Origin of the sequence: Brevundimonas sp. (genome assembly GCF_013912005.1) — a bacterium.
In the GTDB taxonomy this organism is placed as follows: domain Bacteria; phylum Pseudomonadota; class Alphaproteobacteria; order Caulobacterales; family Caulobacteraceae; genus Brevundimonas.
Window position 1 is genome coordinate 185,084 of sequence record NZ_JACESB010000003.1, and the last position, 26,559, is coordinate 211,642.

The 26,559-nt window shown below is 71.6% G+C and carries 23 protein-coding genes and 1 tRNA gene; 15 read left to right on the plus strand and 9 right to left on the minus strand.

Features of this window, described 5'->3' with window-relative positions; all coding sequences use genetic code 11:
• Window positions 1-221: 221 nt before the first annotated feature.
• The 7 genes from H2038_RS04005 to H2038_RS04035 all read left to right on the plus strand — a co-directional run bounded on the left by H2038_RS04005 (window position 222) and on the right by H2038_RS04035 (window position 6,704).
• Window positions 222-2,021, plus strand: a complete 1,800-nt coding sequence (locus H2038_RS04005; RefSeq protein WP_292109467.1) for a long-chain-acyl-CoA synthetase — start codon at window positions 222-224, stop codon at window positions 2,019-2,021.
• A gap of 77 nt (window positions 2,022-2,098) precedes the next feature.
• The gene (motA, locus tag H2038_RS04010) at window positions 2,099-2,968 is read left to right on the plus strand and encodes a flagellar motor stator protein MotA (protein ID WP_292109391.1); all 870 of its coding nucleotides are present in this window, start codon (window positions 2,099-2,101) and stop codon (window positions 2,966-2,968) included.
• 134 nt (window positions 2,969-3,102) lie between these two features.
• Window positions 3,103-3,408, plus strand: a complete 306-nt coding sequence (locus H2038_RS04015) for a hypothetical protein (protein ID WP_292109393.1) — start codon at window positions 3,103-3,105, stop codon at window positions 3,406-3,408.
• 169 nt (window positions 3,409-3,577) lie between these two features.
• Window positions 3,578-3,850, plus strand: coding sequence for a hypothetical protein (locus H2038_RS04020; RefSeq protein WP_292109395.1), 273 nt, complete (start codon window positions 3,578-3,580; stop codon window positions 3,848-3,850).
• 163 nt (window positions 3,851-4,013) lie between these two features.
• Window positions 4,014-4,406, plus strand: coding sequence for a hypothetical protein (locus tag H2038_RS04025; RefSeq protein WP_292109396.1), 393 nt, complete (start codon window positions 4,014-4,016; stop codon window positions 4,404-4,406).
• Between the two features lie 56 nt (window positions 4,407-4,462).
• Window positions 4,463-6,292, plus strand: a complete 1,830-nt coding sequence (mnmC, locus tag H2038_RS04030; protein WP_292109397.1) for an FAD-dependent 5-carboxymethylaminomethyl-2-thiouridine(34) oxidoreductase MnmC — start codon at window positions 4,463-4,465, stop codon at window positions 6,290-6,292.
• 4 nt (window positions 6,293-6,296) lie between these two features.
• Window positions 6,297-6,704 carry a DUF6491 family protein gene (locus tag H2038_RS04035; protein ID WP_292109399.1) on the plus strand — a complete coding sequence of 136 codons (408 nt, stop codon included), beginning with the start codon at window positions 6,297-6,299 and terminating at the stop codon, window positions 6,702-6,704.
• Between the two features lie 25 nt (window positions 6,705-6,729).
• On the opposite strand, the gene scpA is transcribed toward H2038_RS04035, so the two are convergent.
• Window positions 6,730-8,871 (minus strand): methylmalonyl-CoA mutase, encoded by a 2,142-nt coding sequence (scpA, locus tag H2038_RS04040; RefSeq protein WP_292109401.1) that lies wholly within the window; start codon window positions 8,869-8,871, stop codon window positions 6,730-6,732.
• Window positions 8,868-10,262 (minus strand): methylmalonyl-CoA mutase family protein, encoded by a 1,395-nt coding sequence (locus H2038_RS04045; protein WP_292109403.1) that lies wholly within the window; start codon window positions 10,260-10,262, stop codon window positions 8,868-8,870. The genes scpA and H2038_RS04045 overlap by 4 nt, the downstream gene beginning before the upstream one ends.
• Before the next feature lie 142 nt (window positions 10,263-10,404).
• Here H2038_RS04045 and H2038_RS04050 point away from each other — a divergent pair, with 142 nt between their 5' ends.
• On the plus strand, window positions 10,405-10,599 hold the full coding sequence (locus H2038_RS04050) for a hypothetical protein (RefSeq protein ID WP_292109404.1): 195 nt from the start codon (window positions 10,405-10,407) through the stop codon (window positions 10,597-10,599).
• Here the strand turns inward: H2038_RS04050 and H2038_RS04055 are convergent.
• Both H2038_RS04055 and H2038_RS04060 read right to left on the minus strand, forming a co-directional pair.
• On the minus strand, window positions 10,596-11,555 hold the full coding sequence (locus H2038_RS04055; protein ID WP_292109405.1) for a methyltransferase: 960 nt from the start codon (window positions 11,553-11,555) through the stop codon (window positions 10,596-10,598). The two genes, H2038_RS04050 and H2038_RS04055, sit on opposite strands and share 4 nt — an antisense overlap.
• On the minus strand, window positions 11,552-12,466 hold the full coding sequence (locus tag H2038_RS04060) for an iron-containing redox enzyme family protein (RefSeq protein WP_292109407.1): 915 nt from the start codon (window positions 12,464-12,466) through the stop codon (window positions 11,552-11,554). The genes H2038_RS04055 and H2038_RS04060 overlap by 4 nt, the downstream gene beginning before the upstream one ends.
• A 144-nt stretch (window positions 12,467-12,610) precedes the next feature.
• Here H2038_RS04060 and H2038_RS04065 point away from each other — a divergent pair, with 144 nt between their 5' ends.
• Genes H2038_RS04065 through H2038_RS04075 form a run of 3 tightly spaced genes read left to right on the plus strand, consistent with a single transcriptional unit; the run spans window position 12,611 to window position 16,354 of the window.
• Entirely contained in the window at window positions 12,611-12,799 is a 189-nt protein-coding gene (locus H2038_RS04065) for a hypothetical protein (RefSeq protein WP_292109408.1), read from the plus strand.
• Window positions 12,796-15,555: a cyanophycin synthetase gene (gene cphA / locus H2038_RS04070; protein ID WP_292109409.1), complete on the plus strand. Its 2,760-nt coding sequence runs from the start codon at window positions 12,796-12,798 to the stop codon at window positions 15,553-15,555. The genes H2038_RS04065 and cphA overlap by 4 nt, the downstream gene beginning before the upstream one ends.
• A complete protein-coding gene (locus H2038_RS04075; protein ID WP_292109411.1) occupies window positions 15,548-16,354 on the plus strand; it encodes a cyanophycinase in 807 nt (268 codons plus the stop codon). Before cphA ends, H2038_RS04075 begins: the two co-directional genes overlap by 8 nt.
• 310 nt (window positions 16,355-16,664) lie before the next feature.
• Here the strand turns inward: H2038_RS04075 and H2038_RS04080 are convergent, their stop codons facing one another.
• Window positions 16,665-19,250: a TonB-dependent receptor gene (locus tag H2038_RS04080; RefSeq protein WP_292109412.1), complete on the minus strand. Its 2,586-nt coding sequence runs from the start codon at window positions 19,248-19,250 to the stop codon at window positions 16,665-16,667.
• 150 nt (window positions 19,251-19,400) lie between these two features.
• Here H2038_RS04080 and H2038_RS04085 point away from each other — a divergent pair, with 150 nt between their 5' ends.
• Window positions 19,401-20,516, plus strand: a complete 1,116-nt coding sequence (locus H2038_RS04085; protein ID WP_292109413.1) for an ROK family transcriptional regulator — start codon at window positions 19,401-19,403, stop codon at window positions 20,514-20,516.
• Here H2038_RS04085 and H2038_RS04090 read toward each other — a convergent pair.
• Window positions 20,503-21,657, minus strand: coding sequence for a Ca2+-dependent phosphoinositide-specific phospholipase C (locus H2038_RS04090; protein WP_366926482.1), 1,155 nt, complete (start codon window positions 21,655-21,657; stop codon window positions 20,503-20,505). The genes H2038_RS04085 and H2038_RS04090 overlap by 14 nt on opposite strands.
• 134 nt (window positions 21,658-21,791) lie before the next feature.
• On the opposite strand from H2038_RS04090, the gene H2038_RS04095 reads away from it, so the two are divergent.
• Entirely contained in the window at window positions 21,792-23,111 is a 1,320-nt protein-coding gene (locus H2038_RS04095) for an MFS transporter (RefSeq protein WP_292109415.1), read from the plus strand.
• Window positions 23,112-23,350: 239 nt separating this feature from the next.
• On the opposite strand, the gene H2038_RS04100 is transcribed toward H2038_RS04095, so the two are convergent.
• Window positions 23,351-23,425 (minus strand) — tRNA-Val (locus H2038_RS04100).
• A gap of 119 nt (window positions 23,426-23,544) precedes the next feature.
• A complete protein-coding gene (gene cpdR, locus H2038_RS04105) occupies window positions 23,545-23,901 on the minus strand; it encodes a cell cycle two-component system response regulator CpdR (protein WP_141625518.1) in 357 nt (118 codons plus the stop codon).
• A gap of 64 nt (window positions 23,902-23,965) precedes the next feature.
• On the opposite strand from cpdR, the gene H2038_RS04110 reads away from it, so the two are divergent.
• Window positions 23,966-24,937: an N-formylglutamate amidohydrolase gene (locus H2038_RS04110; RefSeq protein ID WP_292109417.1), complete on the plus strand. Its 972-nt coding sequence runs from the start codon at window positions 23,966-23,968 to the stop codon at window positions 24,935-24,937.
• A 219-nt stretch (window positions 24,938-25,156) separates the two neighbouring features.
• On the opposite strand, the gene H2038_RS04115 is transcribed toward H2038_RS04110, so the two are convergent.
• A complete protein-coding gene (locus H2038_RS04115) occupies window positions 25,157-25,840 on the minus strand; it encodes a DUF599 family protein (protein WP_292109418.1) in 684 nt (227 codons plus the stop codon).
• Between the two features lie 147 nt (window positions 25,841-25,987).
• Here H2038_RS04115 and ppa point away from each other — a divergent pair, with 147 nt between their 5' ends.
• Window positions 25,988-26,551 carry an inorganic diphosphatase gene (gene ppa / locus H2038_RS04120; RefSeq protein WP_292109420.1) on the plus strand — a complete coding sequence of 188 codons (564 nt, stop codon included), beginning with the start codon at window positions 25,988-25,990 and terminating at the stop codon, window positions 26,549-26,551.
• The last annotated feature ends 8 nt before the right edge of the window (window positions 26,552-26,559 follow it).

Below are 26,559 nucleotides of genomic sequence, written 5' to 3' on the forward strand. Positions count from 1 at the left end.
GCGGCCACAGGTGTGGCGGGATTCCCATTGGTTTGGGCCGGATCTTGTTCTTGCAGCTCTTCCATCCTGCCGGGACTTGACCTTGCGTCACCGCCGCTTCGGCGCCACGGACCGGGGGAAAGCGCGCCCGGATGCGCCGGCCGTTCCCGCGCCGGTTGACCCCGGGGGCCCGCTTGTTCATCACCGGGGACGGCGGCGTTCAGACACGGAGTGACGTGGACATGGGTCTGGTGGCGAACATCCGGCGCGACCTGCGCTTCGTGAAGGGACTGCGCCGCCTTCTCAACCGCATCAAGCCGATCGAGCTCGATAGCGTGGACCTGGTCTGCGACGACTGGGAGGAGGCGGTGGACCGCTTCCCCGACAATGTCGCCGTGGAGGACGACCGGCGCCGGCTGACCTACCGCGAGTTCGACGCCATGGCCAACCGCTTCGGCCACTGGGCCCAGGGCCGGCGGCTGAAGCGCGGCGACACGGTCGCCCTGATGATGCTGAACCGGGCCGAGTACATCGCGGCCTGGATGGGCTTCGCCAAGGTCGGCGTGGCGACGGCGCTGATCAACACCAACCTGTCCGGCCACGCCCTCGCCCACTGCCTGGCGATCTCGAACGCCTCCCAGGTCGTCACCGACGAGGACTGCTGGCGGCAGATCGAGGAGGCCCGCCCGCTGGTCGGCCGCAATCTGATGCTGTGGGTGCTGGGGCTGTCGGACGCCGATGAGGCGGACGAGCGCCGCGGGCTCGACAAGCCGATGCGCAGCGGCTCCTCCGTGCGTCCCGCCCGGTCGGCCCGGGCCGGGCTGACCAACCGCGACACCGCCCTCTACATCTACACCTCGGGCACGACCGGCCTGCCGAAGGCGGCCAAGGTCACGCACGCCCGCGCCCGCACCTACATGCGCGCCTTCGCCGGGGCCACCGGGGCCACGCCGAAGGACGCCACCTTCAACGTCCTGCCGCTCTATCATTCGACGGGCGGTCTGGTCGGGATCGGGCCCGCCCTGCTCAACGGCGGGCGGCTGATCCTGCGCAAGCGGTTCTCGGCGTCCGGCTTCTGGCCCGACCTCAAGGCCAACGGGGCCACGCTGTTCGTCTACATCGGCGAGCTGTGCCGCTATCTGGTCAACTGTCCCGAGCATCCGGACGAGCGCGCCCACCGGCTGCGGCTGGCTTTCGGCAACGGCCTGCGTCCCGACGTCTGGAGCGCGTTCCAGAAGCGCTTCGCCGTTCCCGACATCCTCGAGTTCTACGGCTCGACCGAGGGGAACGTCTCGCTGTTCAACTTCGACGGCAAGCCGGGCGCCATCGGCCGGGTCCCGGGCTTCCTGCGCAAGCAGATCAATTTCCGCCTGGTCCGCTTCGACATGGAGTCCGAGCTGCCCGCGCGGGGGGCCGACGGCCTGTGCCAGCTGGCTCGCGCCGGCGAGGTCGGGGAAGCCATCGGCCAGATCGCCGACGACACCCGCCACGCCTTCTCCGGCTACGCCGACCGCGCCGAGTCCGAGAAGAAGGTGCTGCGCGACGTCTTCGTGCGGGGGGATCGCTGGTTCCGCACCGGCGACCTGATGCGGCAGGACTCCGAAGGCTACGTCTATTTCGTCGACCGGATCGGCGACACCTACCGCTGGAAGGGCGAAAACGTCTCGACCGCCGAGGTCGAGCAGCGGCTGATCGGCGCGCCGGCCGTACGGGAGGTGGTCGCCTACGGCGTGCCGGTGCCCGGGCAGGACGGCAAGGCCGGCATGGTCGCCCTCGTCGTCGAGGGACGATTCTCGGCCCGGGCCTTCGCCGAATGGGTCGACGAGGAGTTGCCCTTCTTCGCCCGCCCGGTGTTCGTCCGCCTGCTCAAGGCCGCGGAGACCACCGGCACCTTCAAGTATCGCAAGGTGGACCTGGTCGCCGACGGCTTCGATCCGGCCAAGGTCGACGGGCAGCTGTACGTTCGCGGCGGCAAGAGCGGATACACCCGACTCACGGAGACGGCCCACGCGGCCATCCTCAGTGGCGAGACGCGGCTGTAGGGCGGCGTTCGCAACCGCCCCTTAATCATTAACAGCGATGGTCGGCGCCTCTCGCGCAAGCAGGACCATCGCCTTCCATGTTCCAGATCATCGGCATCGTGTTGCTGTTCGCGATGGTGTTCGGCAGCTACATCCTCGCCGGCGGCAAGATGGAGGTCATCCTCCACTCGCTGCCCTACGAACTGATGGCCATCCTGGGCGCGGGCGTCGCGGCCTTCCTGATCGGCAACAGCGTCACCACCATCAAGGCCACCCTGGGCGGCTTCGGCAAGGTGTTCGCCGGCAACAAGTGGAAGAAGGGCGACTACAAGGATCTGCTGTCGCTGCTCTTCCAGCTGACCAAGACGATGAAGTCCAAGGGCGTCATCGCCCTTGAGAGCCACATCGAGAAGCCGGCCGAGTCCTCGATCTTCCAGAAATATCCGCGAATCCTGAAGGACCACTTCGCCACCGACTTCATCTGCGACACCCTGCGCATGATGACCATGAACCTCGAGGATCCGCACCAGATCGAGGACGCCATGGACAAGCAGCTGGAGAAGCACCACCACGAGGGTCTCGCCGGCGCCCACGCCCTGCAGACGATGGCCGACGGCCTGCCGGCGCTCGGCATCGTCGCGGCCGTGCTGGGGGTGATCAAGACGATGGGCTCGATCACCGAGCCGCCGGAAATCCTCGGCGGCATGATCGGCGGCGCCCTCGTCGGCACCTTCCTCGGCGTGTTCCTCGCCTACGGCCTCGTCGGACCGATGGCCAACCGCCTGAAGGAAATCGTCGAGGGAGACGGCGCCTTCTACAAGATCATCCAGTCTGTCCTGGTCGCCCACCTGCACGGCAACGCGGCGCAGATTTCGGTCGAGATCGGCCGCGGCGACGTTCCGTCGACGGCCCAGCCCTCGTTCTCCGAGCTGGAGGAAGCCCTTTCCGCCGCGCCGGCCGACGCCTGATCTCACGGTTCCCTCACGCGTCCTCAAACGTGATCACGCGGCCGGGAACACCCGTGCGTTTCGCCGGTTAGCTCCCGGACAGATCGAAGAAGCGGGCGGAGGGGTTCGTCCGCATGATCGTCGGAGGAATCCAGATGCGACTCATTTCACTGACCGTGGCCGCCGCCGGCGCCCTGGCCCTGGCCGCCTGCTCGGGCGGCGGGGAAGACACCGCCGCGACCGACGCGGCGGCCACCGGCGCCGACACCGGAGCCATGGCTCCCGCCGACGGCTCGATGGCCCCGGCCGACGGCGCCATGGCCCCGACCGACGGGACCATGGGCACGACCACCCAGGACGGCACGATGACGAACCCCGACGGCACGACCGGAACCACCGGCTCCACGCCGCCGACCCTGCCCGAGGACGGCGCTACGGGAACGACCCCGCCGGCGCAGTAATCCGGCCGTTACGGCAAGAAGAGGGGTCGCCGCCGGCGGCCCCTTTTTTCGTGCATCGGCATCGTGTTCACGAAGCCGTGAGAAATCGCTTGCGCGTCCGGTCACGTTCCCGTTATCACCGGGCTGCGGGGATTCATGACCCCGCATCACCCTTCTGAAGGACAACCCAATGCGCATCACCGCTCTGATCGCCGCCTCGGCCGCCGCTCTGGCCCTGGCCGCCTGCCAGCCGGCCACCGAAGAAGCTCCGGCCGCCGACGCCGCCGCTGCTGACGCCGCCGCCGAAACCGCGACCGACGCCGCCGCGACCGCCGACGCCGCCGCCGCTGACGCCGCCGCCGCCGCTGGCGACGCCGCTGCTCCGGCCGCCGACGCTTCGATGGCTCCGGCCGCCGACGCCGCTGCCGCTCCGGCCGCGACCGAAGAGAAGGCCGCTCACTAAGAGCGACTTCCTGACCGGCTTTCCGCCGGTCGGCAAAAAGACGAAGGGCCGTCCTCCGGGGCGGCCCTTTTTCTATGCGCCCTCGCCGGAGGACGTTCGAAGGGAACGTCGATCGACCGCGGGTATTCCTCTGGCCGGACCAAAGCTCTGCAGAGGACACCCCATGCGCCTGATCCCCCTCATCGCCGCGTCGACCGCCGCCCTGGCCGTCGCCGCCTGCCAGAACAACGCTGACGACACGGCCGCCGCGACCGGCGACGAGAGCCCGGCGGCCGCCGACGCCGGAATGGACGCCGCCGCCGCCTCTGCGAACGGAACCATGGCCGCCGAGGCGGCCGGCGAAGCCGGATCCGCAGGCGCCGGGCGAGCGGCGGGCGGGCGCAGCGGGTCGGCCGGGGCCGAGTCGATGGACAGCCCGACCGGGCGCGGCCTGAATGACGGCGCCATGGCGCCGACGGTCCGCAGCGGAAGCGCCGCCGACCCCGGGATCGACCCCGCCAACCAGACCGACACCGAGCGCCGGCTCGACCCGCCGCAGAACCCGCCGGCGGGCTGACGCCTCCGGCCCGCCTTTCCGGTTGCGCACAGCGACCGGCGCGCTAGGGGGAGGCGATGACCGAGGATCGCTCGCCCCGGCTGGAATGGGCCGAAGACGGAACGCCGCGCTCCGCCCGCTTCGGCGACGTCTACTTTTCGCGGGAAGACGGTCTGGCCGAGAGCCGCGCCGTCTTCCTCGCCGGGTGCGGTCTTCCCGAAGCCTGGGCCGGCCGACCCCGCTTCACGGTGGGCGAGCTCGGCTTCGGGACCGGCCTCAACATCGCCGCCCTGCTCGACCTCTGGCGCCGCACGCGTCCGGCCGGCGGCCGGCTGCAGGTGTTTTCGGTCGAGGGTTTCCCGATCGATCGCGAGGAAGCCGTTCGGGCGCTCTCGGCCTGGCCGGAGCTGGCGGAGGTTGCCACGGCCCTGACCTCGGTCTGGCCGGCGCCCACGCCCGGCTTCCATCGACTGGATCTGCCGGCGTTCGACTGCACGATCGATCTGGGAATCGGCGACGCCGCGGAGATGCTGGCGCAGTGGTCGGGAAAGGCCGACGCCTGGTTCCTGGACGGCTTCGCGCCCTCGACCAATCCGGGCATGTGGTCCGATGCGGTGCTGGACGGCGTCGCCGCCCGCTCCGCGCCGGGCGCGCGCCTCGCGACCTTCACTGTCGCGGGAGCGGTCCGCCGCGGGCTGGCGGACCGGGGCTTCGTCGTGGAGAAGCGCCCCGGCCACGGCCGCAAGCGCGAGCGGCTGGAGGCGCGGCGTGGGGGACCTCCCTCCGGCGCCCGCCGCCCATCGGTGGCCATCGTCGGCGCCGGCATCGCAGGCGCCGCCCTGACGCGGGCCTTCCGTCACCTCGGCCTTGAGCCGCTGGTCATCGAGGCCGATGCGCCCGGGGCGGGCGGCAGCGGGTTCCCCGTCGGCCTCGTCACGCCAAGGCTCGACGCCGGCGACCGGGACATCGCCGCCCTTTATGCGCAGGCGCTGGAGCGGGCCGGCGACCTTTACGCCCGCACGCCGGACGCGATCGCGAGCCGGGGCGTGCTGCAGCTCGAGCAGGCGCCCCGGGACGCCCGCCGCCACGCCGCGATCGCGGCCCAGGACATCTGGACGCCGGAGGCGATGAGCCCGCTCGACGCCCCGGCGTGCCGGGATCGGCTGGGCGAGGCCGTGGACGCCGGCGGACTGTGGATGCGCGACGCCCTCGCGGTTCGGCCGCGTCGGATTCTCGACGCCTGGCTCGCGGACGTCCGCCTGCTCAGGAGCACGGTGGCGGGGGCGGTGCGGACGCCGACCGGCTGGCGGCTGCAGGACGCCGCGGGCGACACCCTTGCGGAGGCGGACGTCGTGGTGCTGGCGGCCGGCTGGGGCGCCGCCGCCCTGGCGCCCGGTCTGTCGCTGGCGCCGGTCGCCGGGCAGGCGGACTGGATCGAGCAGGACCCGACCCTGGCCGCCGCAGTCGCCTGGGGAGGCTACGCGGCGCCCGCCGGGCCCGGCCTCCTGTTCGGGGCGACGCATGTCCGCGGCGAGACGGCCCCCCGCGTCAGCGAGGAGGCCAGCGCGGCGAATCTGGCGACGCTCGCCGCGCGCCTTCCACGGCTGGCCGCCCGCGTCGCAGCCGCCGGCCCGTCGCGGGCGCGAACGGCGGTGCGGGCGACGACGCCGGACCGGCTGCCGGTCGCCGGCGCCCTGGACGAGGGACTGTTCGTTCTCGGCGGCCTCGGTTCCCGCGGCCTCTGCGCCGCCCCCCTGCTGGCCGAACACGTCGCCGCCCGCGCCGTCAACGAATCCTCGCCCTTACCCGCTAACCTTGCATGGCGCGTCGACCCGGCGCGCTTCAATGGCCCTTGCGCGGCCCGTGAGAAAGGAACAGGCTGCCCCGGTCGAAACACCGGGAGTTGAACTCATGCGCGTTTCCCTTCTCGTCGGACTCGGGCTGTCCGCGGCCCTCGGCGCCTGCGCGCCGACCACGCCCCCCGCCGGAACACAGATGGCGGGCGCGCCGCGCCAGTGCTTCAGCATCCAGCAGGTGGAGAACTTCCGCCAGGGCCGGTCGGACCAGGTGTTCATCCGCGTCGCCCGCGATGACGTCTATGAGCTGAACGGCGCGGGCTGCTTCGATCTGGATGCGGCCATCCAGCTCTCCCTCGTTCCCGAGGGCGCAGGCGCGACCGGCACCCGCCTGTGCACCGGCGACTGGGCCAGAGCCGTCGTGCCCGGAGCCACGTCCGCCCGGAGCACCTGTCGCGTCCGGATCGCGCGCAAGCTGACGCCCGAGGAGATCGCCGCCCTGCCGGCGGCCCACCGCCCGTAGGCGATCGGCCCCCGTCGGCGCCGGCTCAGCCCTTCTGCGCGTAGCCCAGGCGCCGGTTGAGCCGCTCCAGCAGGTCGATGGCCGTGTCGGCGATCACCGAGCCGGGCGGGTAGACGGCCGCCACGCCGGCGTCCAGCAGCGGCTGCACGTCGGCGGGCGGGATCACCCCGCCCACGACCACGGTGATGTCCTCCCGCCCCAGCTTCTTCAGCTCGGCGATCAGCTCCGGCGCGAGCGTCAGGTGGCCGGCCGCCAGCGACGAGGCGCCGACGGCGTGGACGTTCTTCTCCACCGCCTCGCGCGCCGCCTCGGCCGGGGTCTGGAACAGCGAGCCGGCGGTGACCTCGAAGCCGAGATCGCCATAGGCGGTCGCCACCACCTTCTGGCCGCGGTCGTGTCCGTCCTGGCCGAGCTTGGCGATCAGGATGCGCGGCGGTCCGCCGTCGTTGTCGACGAAGGCCGCGACCATGTCGCGCGCGCGGCTGACCTTCGGGTCGGCCCCGGCCTCGCGGGCGTAGACGCCGGACACCGTGCTGACCGTGGCCACGTGCCGGCCGAACGCCGCCTCCAGCGCGTCCGAGATCTCCCCGACCGTCGCCTTGGCCCGGGCCGCCTGCACCGACAGCTCCATCAGGTTGGCGTTGCCGCGCGCCCCGTTGGTCAGCGCCTCCAGCGCGGCCTGCGTCGCCGCCTCGTCCCGCTCGGCGCGCAGCCGCTTCAGCTTGTCGATCTGGGCGGCCAGCACGGCGGCGTTGTCCACCTTGAGCACCGGAATGTCGTCGACATGGTCGGCGAGGTATTTGTTCACGCCCACCACCGTCTGCTGACCGGTGTCGATCCGGGCCTGGGTCCTGGCCGCCGACTCCTCGATGCGCAGCTTGGGCACGCCGGCCTCGATGGCCTTCGCCATGCCGCCCAGGGCCTCGACCTCGGCCATGTGGGCGCGGGCCTTTTCGGCCAGTTCATAGGTCAGGCGCTCGACGTAGAAGCTGCCGCCCCACGGGTCGATGACCCGGGTCAGGCCGGTCTCCATCTGCAGCAGCAGCTGGGTGTTGCGGGCGATGCGGGCCGAGAAGTCGGTCGGCAGGGCCAGGGCCTCGTCCAGGCTGTTGGTGTGCAGGCTCTGGGTCTGACCGCCGGCTGCGGCCATGGCCTCGACCATGGTGCGGCTGACGTTGTTGAACACGTCCTGGGCCGCCAGCGACCAGCCGGAGGTCTGGCAGTGGGCCCGCAGGGACAGGGAGCGCGGGTCCTTGGCGCCGAACTTCGACACCGCCTCGGCCCACAGCAGGCGGCCGGCGCGCAGCTTGGCCACCTCCATGAAATAGTTCATGCCGATGGCCCAGAAGAAGCTGAGCCGCGGCGCGAAGCGGTCGACGTCCATCCCCGCCGCCACGCCCGCCTTCAGATATTCGACCCCGTCGGCGAGGGTGTAGGCGAGCTCCAGATCGGCCGAGGCCCCGGCCTCCTGCATGTGGTAGCCGCTGATCGAGATGGAGTTGAAGCGCGGCGTTTCCTGCGCGGTCCAGGCGAAGATGTCCGACACGATCCGCATGCTGGGCGCGGGCGGATAGATGTAGGTGTTGCGGACCATGAACTCCTTGAGGATGTCGTTCTGGATGGTCCCGGTCAGGGCCGCGTGGGGCACGCCCTGCTCTTCCGCCGCCACGACGTAGAGCGCCAGCACCGGCAGGACGGCGCCGTTCATGGTCATCGACACGCTCATCTTGTCGAGCGGGATGCCGTCGAACAGGGTGCGCATGTCGTAGATGGAATCGATGGCCACCCCGGCCATGCCGACGTCGCCCTTCACCCGCGGGTGGTCGGAGTCGTAGCCCCGGTGGGTCGCCAGGTCGAAGGCGATCGACAGCCCCTTCTGACCGGCGGCGAGGTTGCGCCGGTAGAAGGCGTTCGACTCCTCCGCCGTCGAGAAGCCGGCGTACTGCCGGATGGTCCACGGATTGGAGGCGTACATGGTGGGATAGGGCCCGCGCACATAGGGCGCGATCCCCGGCAGGCCATGGACGAAGTCCAGTCCCTCGACGGCCTCCGGCGCATAGGCCGGCGCGACCGTCAGCCCCTCCGGCGTCAGCCAAGGCTCGCGCGCCGGACCGGCGCCGGTCGAGGCGAGGTCGAGCGGGAGCTTCGCGAAGTCGGGAAAACTCATCGGGCCGCTCCTTCGGCTTCGAACGGGGCGGCGAGGCGGATCGGCGCCAGCGGGGCGCACACGTCGCCGCCGCCCGCCGCCGGAGCCGGGCGCGCCGCGCCGGCGGGGGCGGGGCGGGGCTCCGCATCGACGAACTTCGTCACCCCCACCAGGTGCTCGTTCCCCGCGCCCAGGGCGTGCTCCAGCGCGTGCCGGGCGCGCGCCACCTGCGGCTGGATCAGGTCGCCGCGCAGGGCCTCGACGATTCCGCCCTCGGCTTCGATGGCGCGGAAGGCCTCCCAGCCCGCCTCGGCCAGTTCGCGCGTCCGGTGATCCAGGAACCACGACCCGGACGCCGGGTCGTCGACCCGCCCGAGGTTCGCCTCCTCCATCAGCACCAGCTGGGTGTTGCGCGCCTGCCGCCGGGCGAAGGCGTCGGGCAGGCCCTGCGCGCGGGTGAAGCCGTCCAGCACCACCGCCTCGGCCCCGCCGACGGCGCCGGCGAACCCGGCCGCGGTCAGCCGCAACAGGTTCGGCCACGGGTCGCGCGCCGCCAGCATGCGCCGCGAGGAGCGCGCCTCGACCGTCGCCGGGGTTTCCGTCCCGAACGCCCGGCTGATCGAGCGCCACATCAGCCGCAGCGCGCGGACCTTGGCGAGGCTGTCGAAATACGCCTGGTCCACGGCCACGCCGAGGACCAGGCCCTGCAGGGCGCGCTCGACGGGGAGGCCGGCCTCCACCGCCGCCTTCACCAGGGCCACGGCGCTGGCCGCCGCAAAGCCCAGCTCCTGGCCGATCGAGCCTCCGGCCTCGTGCGCCACCCGGCCGGAGGCGAGGAAGAAGCGGGCGTCCGGATAGGTCCCGGCGTGGCGCGCCGCCGCCTGTCCCGCCGCGGCCAGATGATCCTCCATCCTCTCCGGCGAGGCGCCGGTCCCGGCGAAGGCCGAGACCGGGTCCATGTGGAACAGCAGCCTCGCCCGCGGCGCGGCGCGGGCCGCGGCCGCCAGCGCGTCCGTCGCCGCTGGTCCCGCGAAGCCGGCGTCCAGGGCGACCGGGGCCAGCTCCAGCGCGACCCCGTCCAGCGCCCGGACCAGGGCGTCGGCGTCCCGCACCACCGCCCCCGCCAGCAGGATCGAGGCCGCCCCGCCCTCGAGCGCCGCCAGCGCCTGCGCGTTCGCCTCGCCGGCGTCGTCCGCCTCGACCAGGACCCGGAGGTCCCAGGCCCGGCCGTCGGCGTCCGCGGCGCGCGGCGCGAACAGCGGCTCGACCGCAGTGGCGGCGGCGTAGAGCGGCCGCACCGCAAGGCCGTCGGCGTCGAGATGGACGAGGCTTTCGAGCGGCCGGTCCTTCAGCGCCGTCTCGGCGAGCGCGCGCCACTCAGCGGGCGTCGGGGTCGGAAAGGTCTGCGACATGGCTGCTCCCTTGCCTCCTCCCGGCGGCGGGGTCCAGAGCCCCTGCTCCGCCCGCGCGGCGCCGTCCGCCGATCCCCCGGGCGATCGAATCCCTCCGGAACCTCCTGCGACGGTCAAGGTTCTTCCGGAAAGGAGACCGCTCATGGGCATGACAGATCAGGTGTTCCGCGAAACCCGCGGCGGCGGCGAGGACCGCTGCGACGTCCAGCTGCGCCGCATTCGCGAGGTGATAGCGGAGGCGCGCGATCGCGACAGTGAGGCGGTGCTGGAGGACATCGCGCGCATTCTGGGCGAGCGCGGCCGTCCCGCCGACATCTACCAGAAGCCGCTGGGCTAGGGGGCGGTCAGCACCGCCCCCACCGCGGCGATCCGCTCGACGTCGCGGTAGGCGGGCCGCGCCAGGGTTCCGCCGAACACGTCCGGATCGATCTCCTCCCAAGCCAGGTCCAGCCCCCGCGCCGCGGCGAGGTCGAGCAGGGCCGCCCGCACCGGATCGGCCCCGTCGCGGATCGGGCTGCCGGTGTACAGGATCACACGGCCTCCGGGTGCGAGCCGGTCGACGGACTCCTCCATCCAGCGCAGGCCCAGCTCGATGCCGCGCACGCCGCCGTCCCGGTAGACCCGGCCGCCCTCGCCGGCGATGTAGGGCGGATTGGCCACGATCAGGTCGAACCGGCCGGCCGTCCCCTTCAGACCCGGCCCCTCGACCGGACAGACCGGCAGGGCGGCGTGGCGGGCGTTGGCGGCGAACAGCCGGAGCGCCCCGCGGTTCACGTCGGTCCCGATCACCTCGGCCAGCGGGTTGCGCGCCGCCAGCGTCAGCGCCCCGGCCCCCGCGCCGACGCCGATGTCGACGGCGCGGGTGAAGGCCGGCCGCCGGTCCAGCTCCTGCCGCAGGAAGCGGACGAAGCGGTAGGAGTCCGGACCCAGAAAGACCGCGTCTCGACCGGCGCCGGGCGCCGAGTGGAGGTGGAGCCGGTCCTCGATCGAACTGACCCGCAGGCTCGACCTGAGCAGATCGTCCCCCGCCGGCTCGACCGCCCGGGCCGCGAGCAGGGCGTCGAACAGCGCCGGCGGCAGCTCGCCCGGGGCGAACGGCAGCGACCAGCCGAACACGTCGCGCAGCGAACCGGGTCGCGCCCGCTCGCGCCGTCCCGCGACGCGGGCGTGGGTGGAGGGCGTCGGCTGGACGAAGTCGTAACCGGCCGCCGAGAGGCGATCGAGCAGCTCGACCTGCGCCGCCTCCACGGTCCGGAGCGCGGCCGGGGCCTGCTCCAGCGGCTCGGCCGTCAAGCGGTCCTCAGTTCGGCTTGCGGTCCCCAGAGGCGCTCGCGATAGGCCTCGAAACAGGCCGCGCCGGCCATCAGCCGCATCACAGCGCCCTCGGCGAGGCTGCGGATGACGTCCGGCCGCGTCTCCGCCAGCGGCACGAGCACCTCGGCGTTCCAGGCCCTGGAATGCTCCACGTCCAGCGTGGCATGCAGGGCGTAGTACTTCCGCTCCGGCCCGACGTTCAGGCGCTTCAGCCCGGCGGCGACGTGCGCGGCCCGCCACGGCGCGGTCAGCTCCACCACGCCCAGGGCGCCCAGGGCGTGGAAGGCGTAGCGCCGGTTCATCGAGAAGGCGACCAGCACATTGCCCAGCGCCAGCGACGGCCACACCGTCTCCTCGATGGTCGGGTGCAGGTCGAGATGGTCGGCCAGCTTCTGCAGCATCGGCCCGTGCATGCCGGCCTGGTTGCCGCGGCCCATCTCGTCCCAGTAGTTGCGGGCCAGCTCCATCTTCGGCCGGTCCGGCATGCGCACCTGGGCCATCGCGACGAGATCGTCGAAGCCGGCCTCGCCCGCCACCTCCTGGAGCAGGAACCAGCGCATCTGCTCGAGGTCGGCCTCTTCTGCCAGCCACGGGAACAGCGGGTCGTTCTCGCCCGGGCCCTGCCCCTGCAGCGCCTCGAACCACCGGACGAAGTCGGCCGGATCCGTCGGCAGGTCCGCCAGCCAGGGTTCGGCCGCCTTGCGCATCCGCTCGATGAAGGCGCCTTCGACCAGCACCATCTCGGCGTCCTCGCGGGCGTGGGCGATCCAGTCCTCCGTCGGCGTGCCCGGACGCAGGCGCCGGCTGTTCCAGCGCGTCAGGCGCTGGTGGAAGCCCGCCGGGTCGGCGGCTTCCGGGCGGAGCAGGGTGAGATTGTCGGCCGGACTCATGGCGATGGCTCCCGTCGGGTTGGGACCGCAATACGCTTCGCAGCCCGTCCGGTTCCGCCCCCGGCGGCCTTTCGCTCTGTCGCTTTTCCTACACAGGAACCGCCTGAAATCCCGCGCATTTTCGGGACTTAACGGAGACCTGAAATGAACGGCTCAGGCTACAGCTGGACCCTCCGCCCCGAGGGCGATCAGTGGCGCTGGATGGCGGTGGATCGCGACACCCAGACAGTCCTCACCCAGGGCCTCGCCCGCACCCGGGCCGAGGCGGCCGCCTTCCTCGCCCGCGCCATGTCGCTCGGCGTGCTGGCGCAACGCGAGGCGCTCACCGCATGACCTGGATCATCGGGGGACAGCGCCCGCTGCGGGTGCTCGAGCGCGCCGTCTACCGCGGCCCGCATCTCTACAGCGCGCGACCCATGATCCGCGTGCAGCTGGATCTGGGCGAGCTGGAACAGTGGCCGACGGACCGGATGCCCGGCTTCGTCGAGGCCCTGCTGGCCCGCCTGCCGGGACTGGCGCGGCACGGCTGCTGCTACGGCGCGCCGGGCGGCTTCGTTCGCCGCCTGAACGAGGGCACCTGGCCGGGGCATGTCATCGAGCATGTCGCGCTGGAGCTGCAGAGCGCCGCCGGCGCGCGCGCCACCCGCGGCAAGACGCGCTCGGTGCGCGGCCGGCCCGGCATCTACAACGTCATGTACGCCTACGAGGACGAGGACGCCGGCCTGCTCGCCGGCCGGCTCGCCATCGAGCTCGTGCTGGACCTGTTGCCCGCGGAGCTCCGCGCGACCGAGGGGCTGGACCGTCTCGCGCCCCGCCCCGGCGGGTTCGACGGACAGCCCGCGTCGGCCGTGGCCGCCGTCGCGGCCGCCCTCCGGAAGACCGCCTTCGGTCCCAGCACCCAGGCGCTCGTCGACGCGGCGCGGCGGCGCGGCATCCCGGTCGAACGCCTCAACGGCCAGAGCCTGCTGCAGCTCGGCTGGGGCGCGAACCAGCGCCGGCTGCGCGCCAGCGTGACCGACCGCACCGGCCTGGTGGCGGCCGAATCGGCGGGCGACAAGGCCGAGGCCAAGGCGCTGCTGGACCGGATCGGCGTTCCCGTGGCCCGCGGCGCTGTGGTGCGCGATGCGGAGGAACTCGTCGCCGCCGCCGCCCGCCTGCGCGCGCCGCTGGTGGTGAAGCCCCTGGACGGCAATCACGGGCGCGGCGTCACCACCGGCCTGCGCACCGAAGACGAGCTGCGCGGGGCGTTCGTGGAGGCGATCCGTCACAGCCGCCGGGTCATCGTCGAGGAGCAGCTTCCCGGCCGCGATCACCGCATCCTCGTCGTGGACGGACAGGTCGTCGCCGTGGCCGAGCGCCGGCCGCCGCTGGTCGTCGGCGACGGCGTCCACACTGTGGCCGAACTGGTCGAGCAGGTGAACGCCGACCCCCGCCGCGGATCGGGACATGAGGCCGTGCTGACCCGCATCCGCCTCGACGCCGCCGCCCTTGAGGTGCTGGCCCGGCAGGATCTCGCCGCGGACTCCGTCCCCGCGCCCGGCCGGGAGGTGCTGCTGCGCACCGCCGCCAACCTCTCGGCCGGCGGCACCGCCGTGGACCGCACCGCCGAAATCCATCCGGACAACGCCTCGATCGCCCGGCGGGCGGCGCTGGCCATCGGCCTCGACGTGGCCGGGGTCGACCTGCTGGCCCCCGACATCACCCGCTCCTTCCGGGAGACCGGCGGCGGCGTGGTCGAGGTCAACGCGGCGCCCGGCCTGCGCATGCACCTCGCCCCCTCGGAGGGCCAGGCCCGCGACGTCGCCCAGCCGATCATCGCCTCCCTGTTCCCGCGCGGCGCGCCGGCCCGCATCCCCCTGCTGGCCGTCACCGGGACCAACGGCAAGTCCACGGTCGGCCGGATGGTCGCGCACATCTTCCGCGCCCAGGGCAAGGTCGTCGGCCTCACCAACACCAGCGGCGTCTACGTCGGCGGCGAACAGGTGCTCGCCGCCGACTCCAGCGGGCCGAAAAGCGCCCGCATGGTGCTGCGGGATCCCACGGTGGAGGTGGCGGTGCTGGAGTGCGCCCGCGGCGGCATCCTCCGCGAGGGGCTGGCCTTCGACCGGTGCGACGTGGGCGCCGTGCTGAATGTCCAGCCCGACCATCTCGGCATGAAGGGGATCGACACCCTGGAGGACCTCGCCTCGGTCAAGTCGGTGGTGGTCGAGAGCGTCTCGCGCCGCGGCGTCAGCGTGCTGAACGCCGACGACCCGCTGACCATCCGCATGGCCCGCCACACCGGCGGCCGGGTCTGCTGGTTCTCCCTGCGCGGCGGCGACCAGACGCCCGGTTTCGTGCTCAAGCACGTCGCCGACGGCGGCGCAGCCATCCTGCACGACCCGGCCACCGACGAGATCGTGCTGCACGACCGGGGCGCGCGCACGCTTGTGTGCCGGGCCGCCGGCATCCCGGCGACCCTCGGCGGCCATGTCCTGTTCAACGTCCAGAACGCCCTCGCCGCCGCCGCCATGGCCTGGGGCGCCGGGGTCCCGCCCGCCGCCATCGGCGAGGCGCTGGCGAGCTTCCGCTCCACCTTCGAGCAGAACCCCGGCCGCATGAACGTCCACGAGGACCACGGCTTCCGCGTCATCCTCGACTACGCCCACAATCCGGAGGCGCTGCGCGCCCTCGGCCGCGTCGTCTCCGCCCTCCGCCCCGCCGGCCATCGCAGCATCTGCATGATCAGCACGCCGGGCGACCGGCGCGAGGCCGACATCCGGCAGATGGGGGAGATCGGCGCCGAGCATTTCGATCTCCTCGTCTTCCGCGAGTCGCCGGACAACCGCGGCCGGGGCAGGGGCGAGGTGATGCGCCTGATGCGCGAGGGGGCCCTGGCCGCCGGCTGCGACCCCGCCCGCATCCACGAGGTGCACGAGGAGTCGGAGGCGGCCGAGCTCTGCCTCCGCCTGGCCGAACCCGACGATCTCGTGATCCTCACCCCGACCCGGGTGGAGGCGGTCTGGAAGATCATCCAGGACTTCCGCCCGTCGCGTCCCGGCGCCGGCCCGGACGCCGGCCACATCGTGCTGGAGCCGCCGCATGGCTGATCGCAAGGGACCGCTGCTGATCATCGGCGGCCACGAGGACAAGGCGGGCGACAAGGTCATCCTCGACGCCCTCGCCCGCCGGCTCGACGGCGGCCGGCTGGTGATCGCCACCGTCGCCTCGCATGAGCCGGACGGCTATTTCGAGGCCTACCAGAAGGCCTTCGCCGGCCTCGGCGTCACCGACCTCGTCGAGCTCTACGTCAACGAGCGCTCGGACAGCGCGGCGGAACAGGCCCTGTCGAAGCTGGACGGCGCGGCCGGCGTCTTCTTCACCGGCGGGGACCAGCTGCGCATCTCCAGCCAGATCGGCGACACGCCGATCGAGCGGCGGATCAAGGCGATGCACGCCGCCGGCGGCGTCATCGCCGGCACCTCCGCCGGCGCCTCGGTGATGAGCGAGACCATGCTGGTCAAGGGGCCGAGCGCCGAGTCCTACCGCATCGGCGAGCTGCACATGGCGCCCGGCCTCGGCCTGATGCGCCACGTCATCATCGACCAGCATTTCGCCGAGCGCGGCCGCTACGGCCGCCTCCTCGGCGCCGTGGCCCACAACCCGCGCCTGCTGGGCGTCGGCGTCGACGAGGACACCGCCCTGCTGGTCGAGGGCGACGAGGGCCGGGTGCTGGGGTCAGGGGCGGTCTACGTCGTCGACGGCGAAGGCGCGACGCATTCGAACATCGCCGAGGCCCGCGCCGACCGCGCCCTGTCGATCTTCGATGTGCGCACCCACGTGCTGTCCAGCGGCGACCGGTTCGAGTTCCCGCACCGCCGCCCGACCGCCGGTCCCCACGACGCCTGACCACGCGCCGTACAGCGCGCCAGGGCGGCGATCGACGGCGGCGTCCACGCGCGGGAACGACCCCGGCCCCTCCGGCTGTCGCCCGGCCACGGCGTCCGGCGGCGCCATGGAACCCGCTGTGGATCCTCCCCGACGGCTGCTGCTGACTCGCCTGTGACCCATGGTTTCGGCCTACAGGTGGAGACAGAGCACGACCATTCCCGACCACCCGGCGCCTGACGCCACTTTCGTCCGCGTCGGCCCGTCGGCGGATTGCGACATGAACGGTGCGACGCCCCACGGACGCCGCACCGTCTGCCGTCGTCCCGCGTCAGTGGAAACGGGGCTTGTAGGAGATGCCGAACCAGACCGTGCGGCCCGGGTTGTAGGCTGCTCTCAGCGAGTCGCCGTCGACGCCGGACTGCTCGATCCAGAACGCGTCGTTGATGTTCCGGATCTGCCCGGTGAGCTTGAGCGAGTCCGTCAGCCGCCAGTTGACGCTCAGATCCAGACGATCGTAGTCCGCGATCCACTGGTCGTCGGCCGCCGTGGTCCCGAAGGTCCCGGTGAAGGTGCGGCCGCGCAGCCGATAGGCGAGCTGGGCGTCGAACCGGCCGATGCTGTAGCTGAGGTTCAGGTTGGCCAGCCACTCGGGCTGGTTCCGAAGACCGCCGACCGTGCGGGTGGATCCGTCCGTGAAGACGACGTCCCATTCCCCGTCCAGCCAGGTGTAGTTCCCGGAGAAGCCAAGCCCGTTGAAGGGCGCGGGGAGGAAGTCCATCCGGTCCTTGACCACGCTCAGTTCGAGACCTGTCACCCTGGCGCTGCCGGTGTTGAGCGGGATGGTTTCGGTCCGCACGACGACGCCCGACCCGTCCCGCGTCTCGCGACGCTCGCGGAAGGTCTCGTTCTCGAGATCCTTGTGGAAGATCCCGATCGAGAGGAAGCCGCCTTCGAGGAACCAGTCGAGGCTGAGGTCCAGGTTGTCGGCCAGCCGGGGGTCCAGGCGCGGATTGGCGCCGGCGATCACGGGATAGCCGTTGCCGTCGAAGGTGACCGTCTGACCGAACGCGAAGTCCGAGAAATCCGGACGGGCCAGCGTGCGCGTGGCGGACGCGCGAAGACGAAGGTCAGGGCTGAGGTCGTAGGTCGCCTGCAGGTTGGGCAGCCAGTTGGTGTACTCCACTTCGCGACGATCCGGCTGGAGGGTTCCGGACTGGGTGCTGGCCGTCGTATTGTCGAACCGGGTGCGCTCGACCCGGAAACCGCCGAGCACGCGCAGGGCGCCGAGGTCGTAGATGGCCGTTGCGTGCAGGGCGGCCACATCCTCGACGAGCGTGTAGTCCGAGGTGTCGTCGGTCGTGCGACTGTAGACGCCCGCCGTCTCGATGAAGTCGCGATAGGCGACCGGGTCGATGTAGGTGGGTGAGACGCCATCGATCGTCTGCCCCGGAAGCGCCGCCGTCGCCAGCGTGTAGACCGTGCCCGCGCTGAGCTGCCAGTTGTCGGTCGTTCGATCATGGGTCCGGTCCAGCCGCCGGACGTAGAGCCCGCCCTCGAAGCCGAGGCCGCGGCTCTCGGCATGGCTGTTGAAGCGGTAGTCGCCCTGGAGGTGGAAGACCTCGTCCTCGTGCGGAATGAGAAGATCGAAGGCGTTGCGACGGGTGCGATGCACCCAGCTGGCCGGGGTCGCGATCCGCGGGTCCGCGTTCAGGGCGATCTCCGGACGGGTTTCCCCGATGACATAGGACCCCGCGAGGCTGCCGAGCTGGAACCGTTCCGAGCGAAACAGGGCCTCGTCATGATCATAGGTCAGGAATGAGGTGCGCACGCTGAGCGCGCTCCGGTCGCCCAGACGATAGTCCAGACCGCCCACCAGTTGAGTGGTCTTGCGGTCGAGCTCGTAGGTCTCGAAGTACTGCTCGGCGGTCGCGCCGGTGAAGGCTCCGGCGCCTTGCGTCGCGCCCGTGACCCGGTTGGCGGCCGAAAAGACGCCCCCGCGGTTCCAGACTTCACTGCGACTGTCGTCGAAATAGCTCAGGGAGGCGAAGGCGTAGAGCTGGTCAGTCGCGCGGGCCTCCACCTTCCCGTAGACGGAGGCGGTCGAGGTCTCGCGCTGGAAGACTCCGCGGAATCCGCTCCCGTTCAGGACGTCGAGTCCGTTGACGACCGTGTAGGCGGTGACCTCGTTGGCCTCGTCGAAGAATTCGTGCTGCTGGTAGTCGGCGCCCAGGACGACCCCGAAGTTGTTTCCGGGCCCGAAGGTGAACTTGCCTCCCGCCTCGGCCCGGTAGGAGGGACGGCCGTCTCCGGGCTCCCCGCTCTGGTCGTAGACGCCGTACAGCGTGCGGGCCCGGAAATAGGGCTGGGCTCCGCCATCAAAGGCCCGCAGCGTCCGCATGGCGATGTGGCCGCCGATGGAGTTGGCGTCGAGCCCGGCGCCGACGGTCTTGAAGACGTCCACCTGCGCCACGACGGACGACGGAAAGACGTCGAGCTGCGTGCCGCGGTTGTTGCGGCTCGAGTTCCAGACGGGCGTTCCGTCGACGGTCATCGAGTTGTAGCGCGCGTCGAAGCCCCGCACGGTCACCGTCCGCCCTTCGGAGGTGCCGAAGCCGCGGTCCGAGCTGACCCCCACGATGCGGTCCAGGGTCTGGGCCAGGCTGACGTCCGGCAGGTTCTCGATCTGCTGCATCGTCAGACTGTCGGCCGCGCCCTGCTCGGTCCGCCGCAAGGTCGAAAGCGAGGGGGCCACGCTCCGCCGCCCCGTCACGATGATCTCCTCCACCGTTGTCACCGGATCCGGGTCTGGCCGCGACGGCGCTTGCGCGAAAGCCGCCGGTGCGGCCAGCCAGACCGTTGCGAGGCCGGACGCGCACAAGAGCGTCCTCAAACCGTGATCGCCAGATTTCGACATGCCCAAATCCCCCAGGTCGCCGGGGGAGCCCCGCGCCCCCCTCTGCCCGCTGCGCTCTAGCGAAGCAGGATGACATTTTAATAACGTGACGCTATTTAAAGAGCCGGGATCGATCTCGACCTGTGACGGATCCTGCCCTAGAAGGCGGGCATGAAGGCCAGCCTTGCCCCCTTGAGCCCGAGCGAACGGAAGGTGCTCGACGTCATCTGGCGCCACGGCCCGATCGCGAGGATCGGCATCGGTCCGCTCGCCGACCTGTCGACCATGTCGGTGACGCGGATCACGAGGGAGCTGTCGGAACACGGGCTCCTCGAGGAGGGCGTTCAGCGCACCGGGGCGAGGGGTCAGCCCACCCGCCCGCTCACCGTGCGCGCCGACGCCGCCTTTTCGGCCGGGCTGTACTTCACCAACCGGCAGGTGCAGGTCGGACTGATCGACCTGTCAGGCCGACTTCTCGCCTACGAGACCCGACCCTGTGACGCCGACTCGCCCGGCGAAGTGGCGCGGGCCGCCGTCGATGTAATCGAGGCCGCGCTGGCTCGCGGCGTCGCTCCGCGCGACAGAATGCTCGGCGTCGGCGTGGCCCTGCCCGGCGACTTCATAACCGACCGCCGCCAGATCAACGCCCATGAGTGGTTTCCGGGTTTCCGCGGGCAGGACCTGTCGGCGGAGCTTCAGGCGGTCTGCCCGTTCCCGATCGTTGTCGAGAACGACGCCGCCTGCGCGGCTCTCGGAGAGCGCCTCGTGGGAATCGGGCAGACGCTCTCAAGCTACTTCTTCTGCCATATCGGACACGGGATCGGCGGCGGACTGGTGCTGAACGGACTTCTGTACCGCGGATCCAACGGCAACGCCGGGATGATCGGCGTGCAGTTCCCGAACGATCGACCGCGCCCCTCGGGGCAGGACCTCTTCGCGACGCTCAGCGCCCAGGGCGTGCCGGCGTCCGACTTCGCCGATCTCGAGGATCTGCATCCGCAGGACTGCCCCCCGCTCAGGGCGTGGATCGTCCGCGCCGCCCAGCAGTTGCGCCAGGGGCTGTGGGTCACGGCCCGGATCATCGATCCGGACGCGATCGTCATCGGGGGCCGCCTCCCGCGTCACCTGCTGCAGGAGGTCGTTGCGAGGGTCGACGACGCCTCCTTCTGCAATGAGGGCGCCCTGTTGCCGCGGCCCAGGGTGTTCGCCTCATCGCTCGGACCTACCGCAGGCGTCGTCGGGGCGGCCGCGGCCCCGCTCTACGAGCGGCTTCTCATCCCGGGCTAGCCGCACAGCCCTTCGGGCGCGTCACGGGATTGCAGCGCACGAACCCGCCGCGGAAAGACACTTCATAGGATTCCGCGCCGGGCGCAGGCCATGGATAGTCGGTGGAGATCAGCTGGGCCCCGCTGTCCATCGCGAGGCTCGCCCGTGAACGGTCGCCAAGCCGGGGCTCGACCGAGTTGGCGTCGGCCCGCGTGTAGACCAGAAACCCTGCCGCCAGCAGGGGGCGGAATCCTGATCCGTCGGGCTGGGGGCGGATCAGCCAGCCGGTTCCCGGATCATCAGCGCTTATCGACCGGAACAGGATCGGCTCGACCGCGCCGGACGTGAATCTCGCATACGCCGCCTGGGGCTCCGGATCGTCCAGCAGCATGAAGATCACACGTCCACGCAGTTCCGCGACGGGCGGCCAGCCTTCCCGCCGTACGGCTGCGTTGACCGAGACGAACGCGCCCTGCAACTCGGCCGGCAGGAACAGCCTCTCCCTCGGAAAGACCGCCAGGATCTCGTCATGAAGACGGGTCCATGAGGCGTCGTCGAACGCCGACGCCTCTGCGGGTTCATACGCATCGGCCAGGGGCGGCTTCCGCCCCGCCTTGGTCTCGATCTGAACGATGATCGGGATGTGGCCGGGATGGGCGTCTGACCACGCCCTGATCTCTTCCAGGCACCGTGCGAACCGAAGGCAGGTGCTCCGGACGTCCGTGTCCGCCGCATGGAAGACCTTGAATCCGGGGCGGTCTAGCTCCCGTTCCGGATCGACCGGAGGCAGCGACGCCAGGACCTCCGGCGGCAGCGCCTTCAGAAAGCCCGGGCTGGAGAACCGTCCGCCGTCGGGGTCGTCATGAACGTCCAGCTCGAGGACGCGGACGCCGCGGGAGAGCTGCTCCGGGATCGGCGCATGGGTGAAGGCGAGCGCCGGCGCGAGGCGCTCCGCCGGCCATTCGGCGCTTTCGGCGTAGCCGGTCTCCCGCATCCTCTCGAACACGGCCTGATCGGGCGCGACGTGGTACGAGTTGTGGGTTCCGATGAGCTGGATCTCGTGAAGCCGGACCGGGTCCCCGGCATGGGCCGCGGCCCCGCCGGCGCAGGCGACCGCCAGGAGGATTCCTGCCATACGCGTCCGTCGCCCTGCGCAAGCCATCGGCGGTCCCTCCGAAACATTATTATCATGAAGAGAATTTATAGACCGACATAAGGGCAACCCGTCGTTCGCGCAACGGTCGGAGGCGCCGGCGAGTGGAGACGGCCGCCGCGTTCCCTGGCGGAGGAGATCGAATGACGATGCGCCCGGATCCGCCTCGCCTCTCCCTGCTGCGCGGCGTTGGCTACGCCTCCGGGAATTTCGCCAAGAGCCTGATCTGGAACGCCACCGAACTGGCGTTGCTGTTCACCTTTACGGACCTGATGGGCATTCCGGCGGCGGCGGCGGGCCTCATCATCCTTGCGACCCTTGTCTGGGATGCGCTGCTGGATCCCTTCGTCGGCGATCTCGCCGACCGGACCGGGCGATTCGCCCCCTTCGTCTGGAGGTCGGCCCCGCTGCTTGGTCTGAGCTTCGCGGCCCTTTTCGCCAGCCCCTCCCTCGGTCTCGGCGGCGCTGCGCCGGCCGCCGTAGCCTTGCTGGGCCTGAGAACGGCCTACAGCCTTGTCGACGTGCCCCACAACGCCCTGATCGCCCGTATCGCCCGGACGGCCCATGATCGGTCGCTGCTCGCCGGGGCCCGCTTTGTCTTCAGCGCCGCAGCGACCTTCCTGCTGGGCTTCACCTTGCCCGTGATCCTCGCCATTGAGCCTGCGGCGCGAGCCCGCGACGCTCTCGCCCTGTGGGCGGCGGCGACGGCCGCCGCCACGACGGCCCTGCTCATGCTGTCCGCCTGGGCCGCCTCGCCGTTCGATCGGGCGGGGCCGCGCCAGCCGGCCGTCGGTGCGAGGGCGCCCCTTGTTCACCTCGCCTCGGTGCTCGGCCGGGCGCGGGTCCGGACAGTCCTGATGCTGGCATGCCTCGGCAACGGCCTGACCGCGCTTGTGGCGAAAGCGGCTCTCTACCTCGCCGATCAGGTTTACGGCGACGCCACTCTCGCCGGGGGAGCCATAATGGCGCTCGCCATAGGCCAGGTCTCCGGCATGCCCCTCTGGATCAGGCTGTCGCGGGGCTCCGGCGTCCGGTTCGCGTTGGCGACGGCCCACGGCGTGGCGGGGGTCTGCGCACTGCCCCTCGTCGCAGGCCTCGTCCTGCCCTCATATCTGTTCCTCGTCGCGGTCGGTCTCTACGGAGTGGGGGCCGGCGGGGTGTTCACCCTGATCTGGACCTTGACCTCCGAGGCCGCCGACGTGGGACCGGGCGTTCCCGGCGCGAACGGCGGGGCGATCTTTGGCCTGGTGATAATGGCCATGCAGATCGCATCAGGGGCAGGGTCGGCGCTGATGGCTCTCGGCCTGTCGGTCGCAGGCTACGCCCCGGACGCGCGGGGGACTCCCGAGGTCCTGAACGCCCTCGCCACATTCATGATCGCGCCTGCGATCGCTGCGATCGCCGCCGCCTGGATCCTCGCCGGAACTCCCGGGCGAAAAGCGGTCAGGCCGCCTCCGATCTGACACGACGGGCGCCCTCGGCGGCCATCGCCCAGACCCCGGCGGGAGGGGTGCATGCGGGTGACAACAACAACCGCTCGGCAAGATCACCTGGTCGCCGGCGCAGGCGCCATGAGGCGCTGAGCGGACGGACAACCTCCACGCCGGGAATCGTCCCCATCGGGCAGATTCAGCATTGATGACCACTCATCGGCAGGCCCACGTGGAGAGGGGCTGCAGACTGGCTAACTGATGGAAAAGAATGGTGGACGCGACAGGGATTGAACCTGTGACCCCTACGATGTCAACGTAGTGCTCTCCCGCTGAGCTACGCGTCCGCCGTGACGGCCCTCGGAGGTCCCGGGGGCGGGAAGGCGCGGTCTATAACCCGGCCGCGCCGGGCGCCGCAAGAGCCAAACGACCGATCCGCAACGCCGCCGCGGCGGCGGCTAGGACCTCAGGCCGCGACCATCCGTTCGACCTCGCCGACGAGGTCGCGCAGGTGCACCGGCTTGGACAGCACCTTGGCCTGGGGGCTGGCCTGGGCCGCCGACAGGGCGACGGCGGCGAAGCCGGTGATGAACATGATGCGGATGCCCGGCTGGCGCGCCGCGGCGACGCGGGCGACCTCGATGCCGTCGGCCCCGGGCATGACGATGTCGGTCAGCAGCAGGTCCCACGGTCCCTGGTCGAGGGCGTCGATGGCGTCGTCCCCGTTCTCGCAGTCGACCACCGAGTGGCCGGCCCGCTCGAGCGCGCGGGTCAGGAAGCCGCGAAGCGAGGTGTCGTCTTCGGCCAGAAGGATGCGCGCCATTCGTGTGTTCGTCCGCCCCGGGGTCGTCAAACCGGAACGCTACGCGCCGACCGGTAAACCCGCCATGAAAAACACCGCTCCGGCGAACGGCCGCGCGCGCGCCTGTGGATCGGGCGGCGAAACAGGGTATGCGGGAGCCATGTCCGGCGCAGGGGGCGAACACAGGAGGGGAGACGGGGACGCCCCGCCCCCGGTGGCGGTGGTCCGCCCGCCGGCCCCCGGCCGCTTCGTCTTCGCCTCGCCCCACTCGGGCCTGTTCCTGCCGGACGACTTCGCGCCCGACCCGGCCCTGGCGGCCGCCAGCCTGCACAGCGCCGGCGACGCCCGGGTGGACCGGCTGATCGCCCCCGGGGCGGCGGCGGGCGCGGTGCTGGTGCTCGGCCAGTGGAGTCGCGCCTATGTCGACCTCAACCGCGCGCCCGACGACCTCGATCCGGTCCTTGTCGCCGACGCGCCCGGCCCGGCCTCGCCGCGCGCGGCGGCGGGCTACGGGGTGATCCCGCGCCTCACCGGCGACGGCCGCCCCCTGTACGCGCGCCAGCTGTCGCTGGCCGAGGCCGACGCCCGGCTGGCCCGGGTCCACGCCCCCTACCACGCCGCCCTGGCGGCGGAGATGGCGGCGGCGCACGCGCGGCAGGGCGAGGCGGTGCTGGTCGACTGGCACTCGATGCCGGCCCGGGCCACCGGCTCCCCGGGGGTGCGCGGCCCGGACGTGGTCCTCGGCGACCGCCACGGCGCCGCCTGCGACGCCGCCCTGACGCGGCGGCTGCGCCGGGCCTTCGAGGCTCTCGGCTGGCGGGTGGCCTTGAACCGGCCCTACGCCGGCGGCTGGAGCACCCAGCTGTGGGGCCGGCCGGCCGAGGGCTTCCACGCCATCCAGATCGAGCTCAACCGCGCCCTCTACTGGGACGAGGCGGCCGGCCGCCCCGGCCCCGGCTGGGAGCGCGCCGCCCGCGGCGTGGCGCGGGTCATCGCCGGCCTGCTGGACGCGGGCGACGGGACGGAAAAAAAGCCGCGCCCGGGGGCGCGGCCTTGAAGTCTTTAGGGAGGAAACGCCCAGGAAGGGCATGACGCCTCGCGGCGTCGTCAGGAAAGCTAGTGTGCAGCGCACAAATCGTCAAGTCGGCATTTCGCACCCGCGTTCACACGATGTAACGGCACGCTTCGGCCGTATGCTCGCCAAGTAAACGCTTACAGCGGAAAATCTGACCCGCTTTTCACGGCGCATGCGAACAGGCTTCACGGTCGGCCGTGGTCAGGGCTCCAGCAGGCGCCGCGCCGCGCGGATGGCGCGGGCCGCGGGCGAGGCGGCCTGACGCCAGACCAGCAGGCAGAAGGCGGCCGCCACCGCCGCCGCCAGCCAGGCGGAGCCGAACAGCCAGGCCGCCGCCGCGAGGGCGAAATAGTAGCCGCGCACCCCTTGGCTGAAGGCGCTGAGGGCCGGGTTGAGCAGGGCGGCGGCGGCTTCGCCCAGACCCTGCGCCCCCGCGGCGGAGTCCGACTCCGGCGTCGCCCCGATCACGGCCAGGGCGTAGTTCAGCTGCCGGATCGCCCAGATGAAGTCGAGCAGACCGCGGGCGAGGCACACCAGCACCAGGGCCAGCTTGGCCTCCAGCAGCCGCCGCGGCACATCCCCGGCGCCGACTTCGGCCACCCCGCGAAGCGCCTGCTCGCCGCCGAACAGGATACCCGCCACCGCGGCGATCAGCAGCAGGTTGGTCGAGGCGAAGAAGCCGGCCGAATTGATGGTGTGGCCCATCAGCTGGCTGTCGACGATGCGCACCTCGCGGCGCACCATGGCGCTCATCCACGCCCGGCGCACCACCATCATGTCGTCGTTGAGGGTGCCGGTGCGGTGGGCCAGCAGCTTCAGCAGCGGGCCGTAGCCGAGCCAGCACACCAGGAACAGGGCGAGGGCGGCGTAGTCGAGGGCGGTCATCGGGGCTCCGGAGGCGGCCGGCCGATGCTGACGCGCAACCGCCGGCCGCTCAAGCCGCTTTCCCTCACGGCCGCGCCTTGCGTCCGCCGCCCGCCGCGCCTATCACGCCCGCCTCCCCGTTCGCAGCTGCACACAGACGAGCCCGTCATGAACCTCGACGCCGTTCCCGTCGGTCCCAACCCTCCCTGGGACGTCAATGTGGTCATCGAGATTCCGCAGGGCGGCCTGCCGGTGAAGTACGAGATGGACAAGGCCTCGGGCGCCCTGTTCGTCGACCGTTTCCTGCACACCGCCATGTACTATCCGGGCAACTACGGCTTCGTGCCGCACACCCTGTCCGACGACGGCGATCCCTGCGACGTGATCGTGCTGAACCCGACCCCGGTGGTGCCGGGCTGCATCATCCGCTCGCGGCCGATCGGCGTTCTCAAGATGGTCGACGAGGCGGGCGGGGACGAGAAGATCCTGGCGGTGCCGGTCGACAAGCTGAACCCGTACTACACCGACATCGCCAGCTACCGGCAGCTCCCGGCCATCCTGGTCGAGCAGATCGAGCACTTCTTCACCCGCTACAAGGACCTGGAGAAGGGCAAGTCGGTCACGGTCAAGGGCTGGGGCGACGCCGGCGAGGCCGCCGAGCTGATCGCCGCCGGCATGCGCGCCTTCAAGGAGAAGCAGGCCGCCGCCGGCAAGGTCGACGACGCCGCCTGACGCCGCGC

Bases quoted from the DNA above. Each gene is read 5' to 3' on its own strand.
- H2038_RS04085 (WP_292109413.1), top strand. From the start codon at position 19,401: ATGAAGGCCAGCCTTGCCCCCTTGAGCCCGAGCGAACGGAAGGTGCTC.
- H2038_RS04090 (WP_366926482.1), bottom strand. From the start codon at position 21,657: ATGGCTTGCGCAGGGCGACGGACGCGTATGGCAGGAATCCTCCTGGCG.
- H2038_RS04035 (WP_292109399.1), top strand. From the start codon at position 6,297: ATGCGCGTTTCCCTTCTCGTCGGACTCGGGCTGTCCGCGGCCCTCGGC.
- H2038_RS04075 (WP_292109411.1), top strand. From the start codon at position 15,548: ATGGCTGATCGCAAGGGACCGCTGCTGATCATCGGCGGCCACGAGGAC.
- cphA (WP_292109409.1), top strand. From the start codon at position 12,796: ATGACCTGGATCATCGGGGGACAGCGCCCGCTGCGGGTGCTCGAGCGC.
- motA (WP_292109391.1), top strand. From the start codon at position 2,099: ATGTTCCAGATCATCGGCATCGTGTTGCTGTTCGCGATGGTGTTCGGC.
- scpA (WP_292109401.1), bottom strand. From the start codon at position 8,871: ATGAGTTTTCCCGACTTCGCGAAGCTCCCGCTCGACCTCGCCTCGACC.
- cpdR (WP_141625518.1), bottom strand. From the start codon at position 23,901: ATGGCGCGCATCCTTCTGGCCGAAGACGACACCTCGCTTCGCGGCTTC.
- mnmC (WP_292109397.1), top strand. From the start codon at position 4,463: ATGACCGAGGATCGCTCGCCCCGGCTGGAATGGGCCGAAGACGGAACG.
- H2038_RS04080 (WP_292109412.1), bottom strand. From the start codon at position 19,250: ATGTCGAAATCTGGCGATCACGGTTTGAGGACGCTCTTGTGCGCGTCC.
- H2038_RS04115 (WP_292109418.1), bottom strand. From the start codon at position 25,840: ATGACCGCCCTCGACTACGCCGCCCTCGCCCTGTTCCTGGTGTGCTGG.
- H2038_RS04110 (WP_292109417.1), top strand. From the start codon at position 23,966: ATGAAAAACACCGCTCCGGCGAACGGCCGCGCGCGCGCCTGTGGATCG.
- H2038_RS04015 (WP_292109393.1), top strand. From the start codon at position 3,103: ATGCGACTCATTTCACTGACCGTGGCCGCCGCCGGCGCCCTGGCCCTG.
- ppa (WP_292109420.1), top strand. From the start codon at position 25,988: ATGAACCTCGACGCCGTTCCCGTCGGTCCCAACCCTCCCTGGGACGTC.
- H2038_RS04045 (WP_292109403.1), bottom strand. From the start codon at position 10,262: ATGTCGCAGACCTTTCCGACCCCGACGCCCGCTGAGTGGCGCGCGCTC.
- H2038_RS04065 (WP_292109408.1), top strand. From the start codon at position 12,611: ATGAACGGCTCAGGCTACAGCTGGACCCTCCGCCCCGAGGGCGATCAG.
- H2038_RS04020 (WP_292109395.1), top strand. From the start codon at position 3,578: ATGCGCATCACCGCTCTGATCGCCGCCTCGGCCGCCGCTCTGGCCCTG.
- H2038_RS04060 (WP_292109407.1), bottom strand. From the start codon at position 12,466: ATGAGTCCGGCCGACAATCTCACCCTGCTCCGCCCGGAAGCCGCCGAC.
- H2038_RS04025 (WP_292109396.1), top strand. From the start codon at position 4,014: ATGCGCCTGATCCCCCTCATCGCCGCGTCGACCGCCGCCCTGGCCGTC.
- H2038_RS04005 (WP_292109467.1), top strand. From the start codon at position 222: ATGGGTCTGGTGGCGAACATCCGGCGCGACCTGCGCTTCGTGAAGGGA.
- H2038_RS04095 (WP_292109415.1), top strand. From the start codon at position 21,792: ATGACGATGCGCCCGGATCCGCCTCGCCTCTCCCTGCTGCGCGGCGTT.
- H2038_RS04050 (WP_292109404.1), top strand. From the start codon at position 10,405: ATGGGCATGACAGATCAGGTGTTCCGCGAAACCCGCGGCGGCGGCGAG.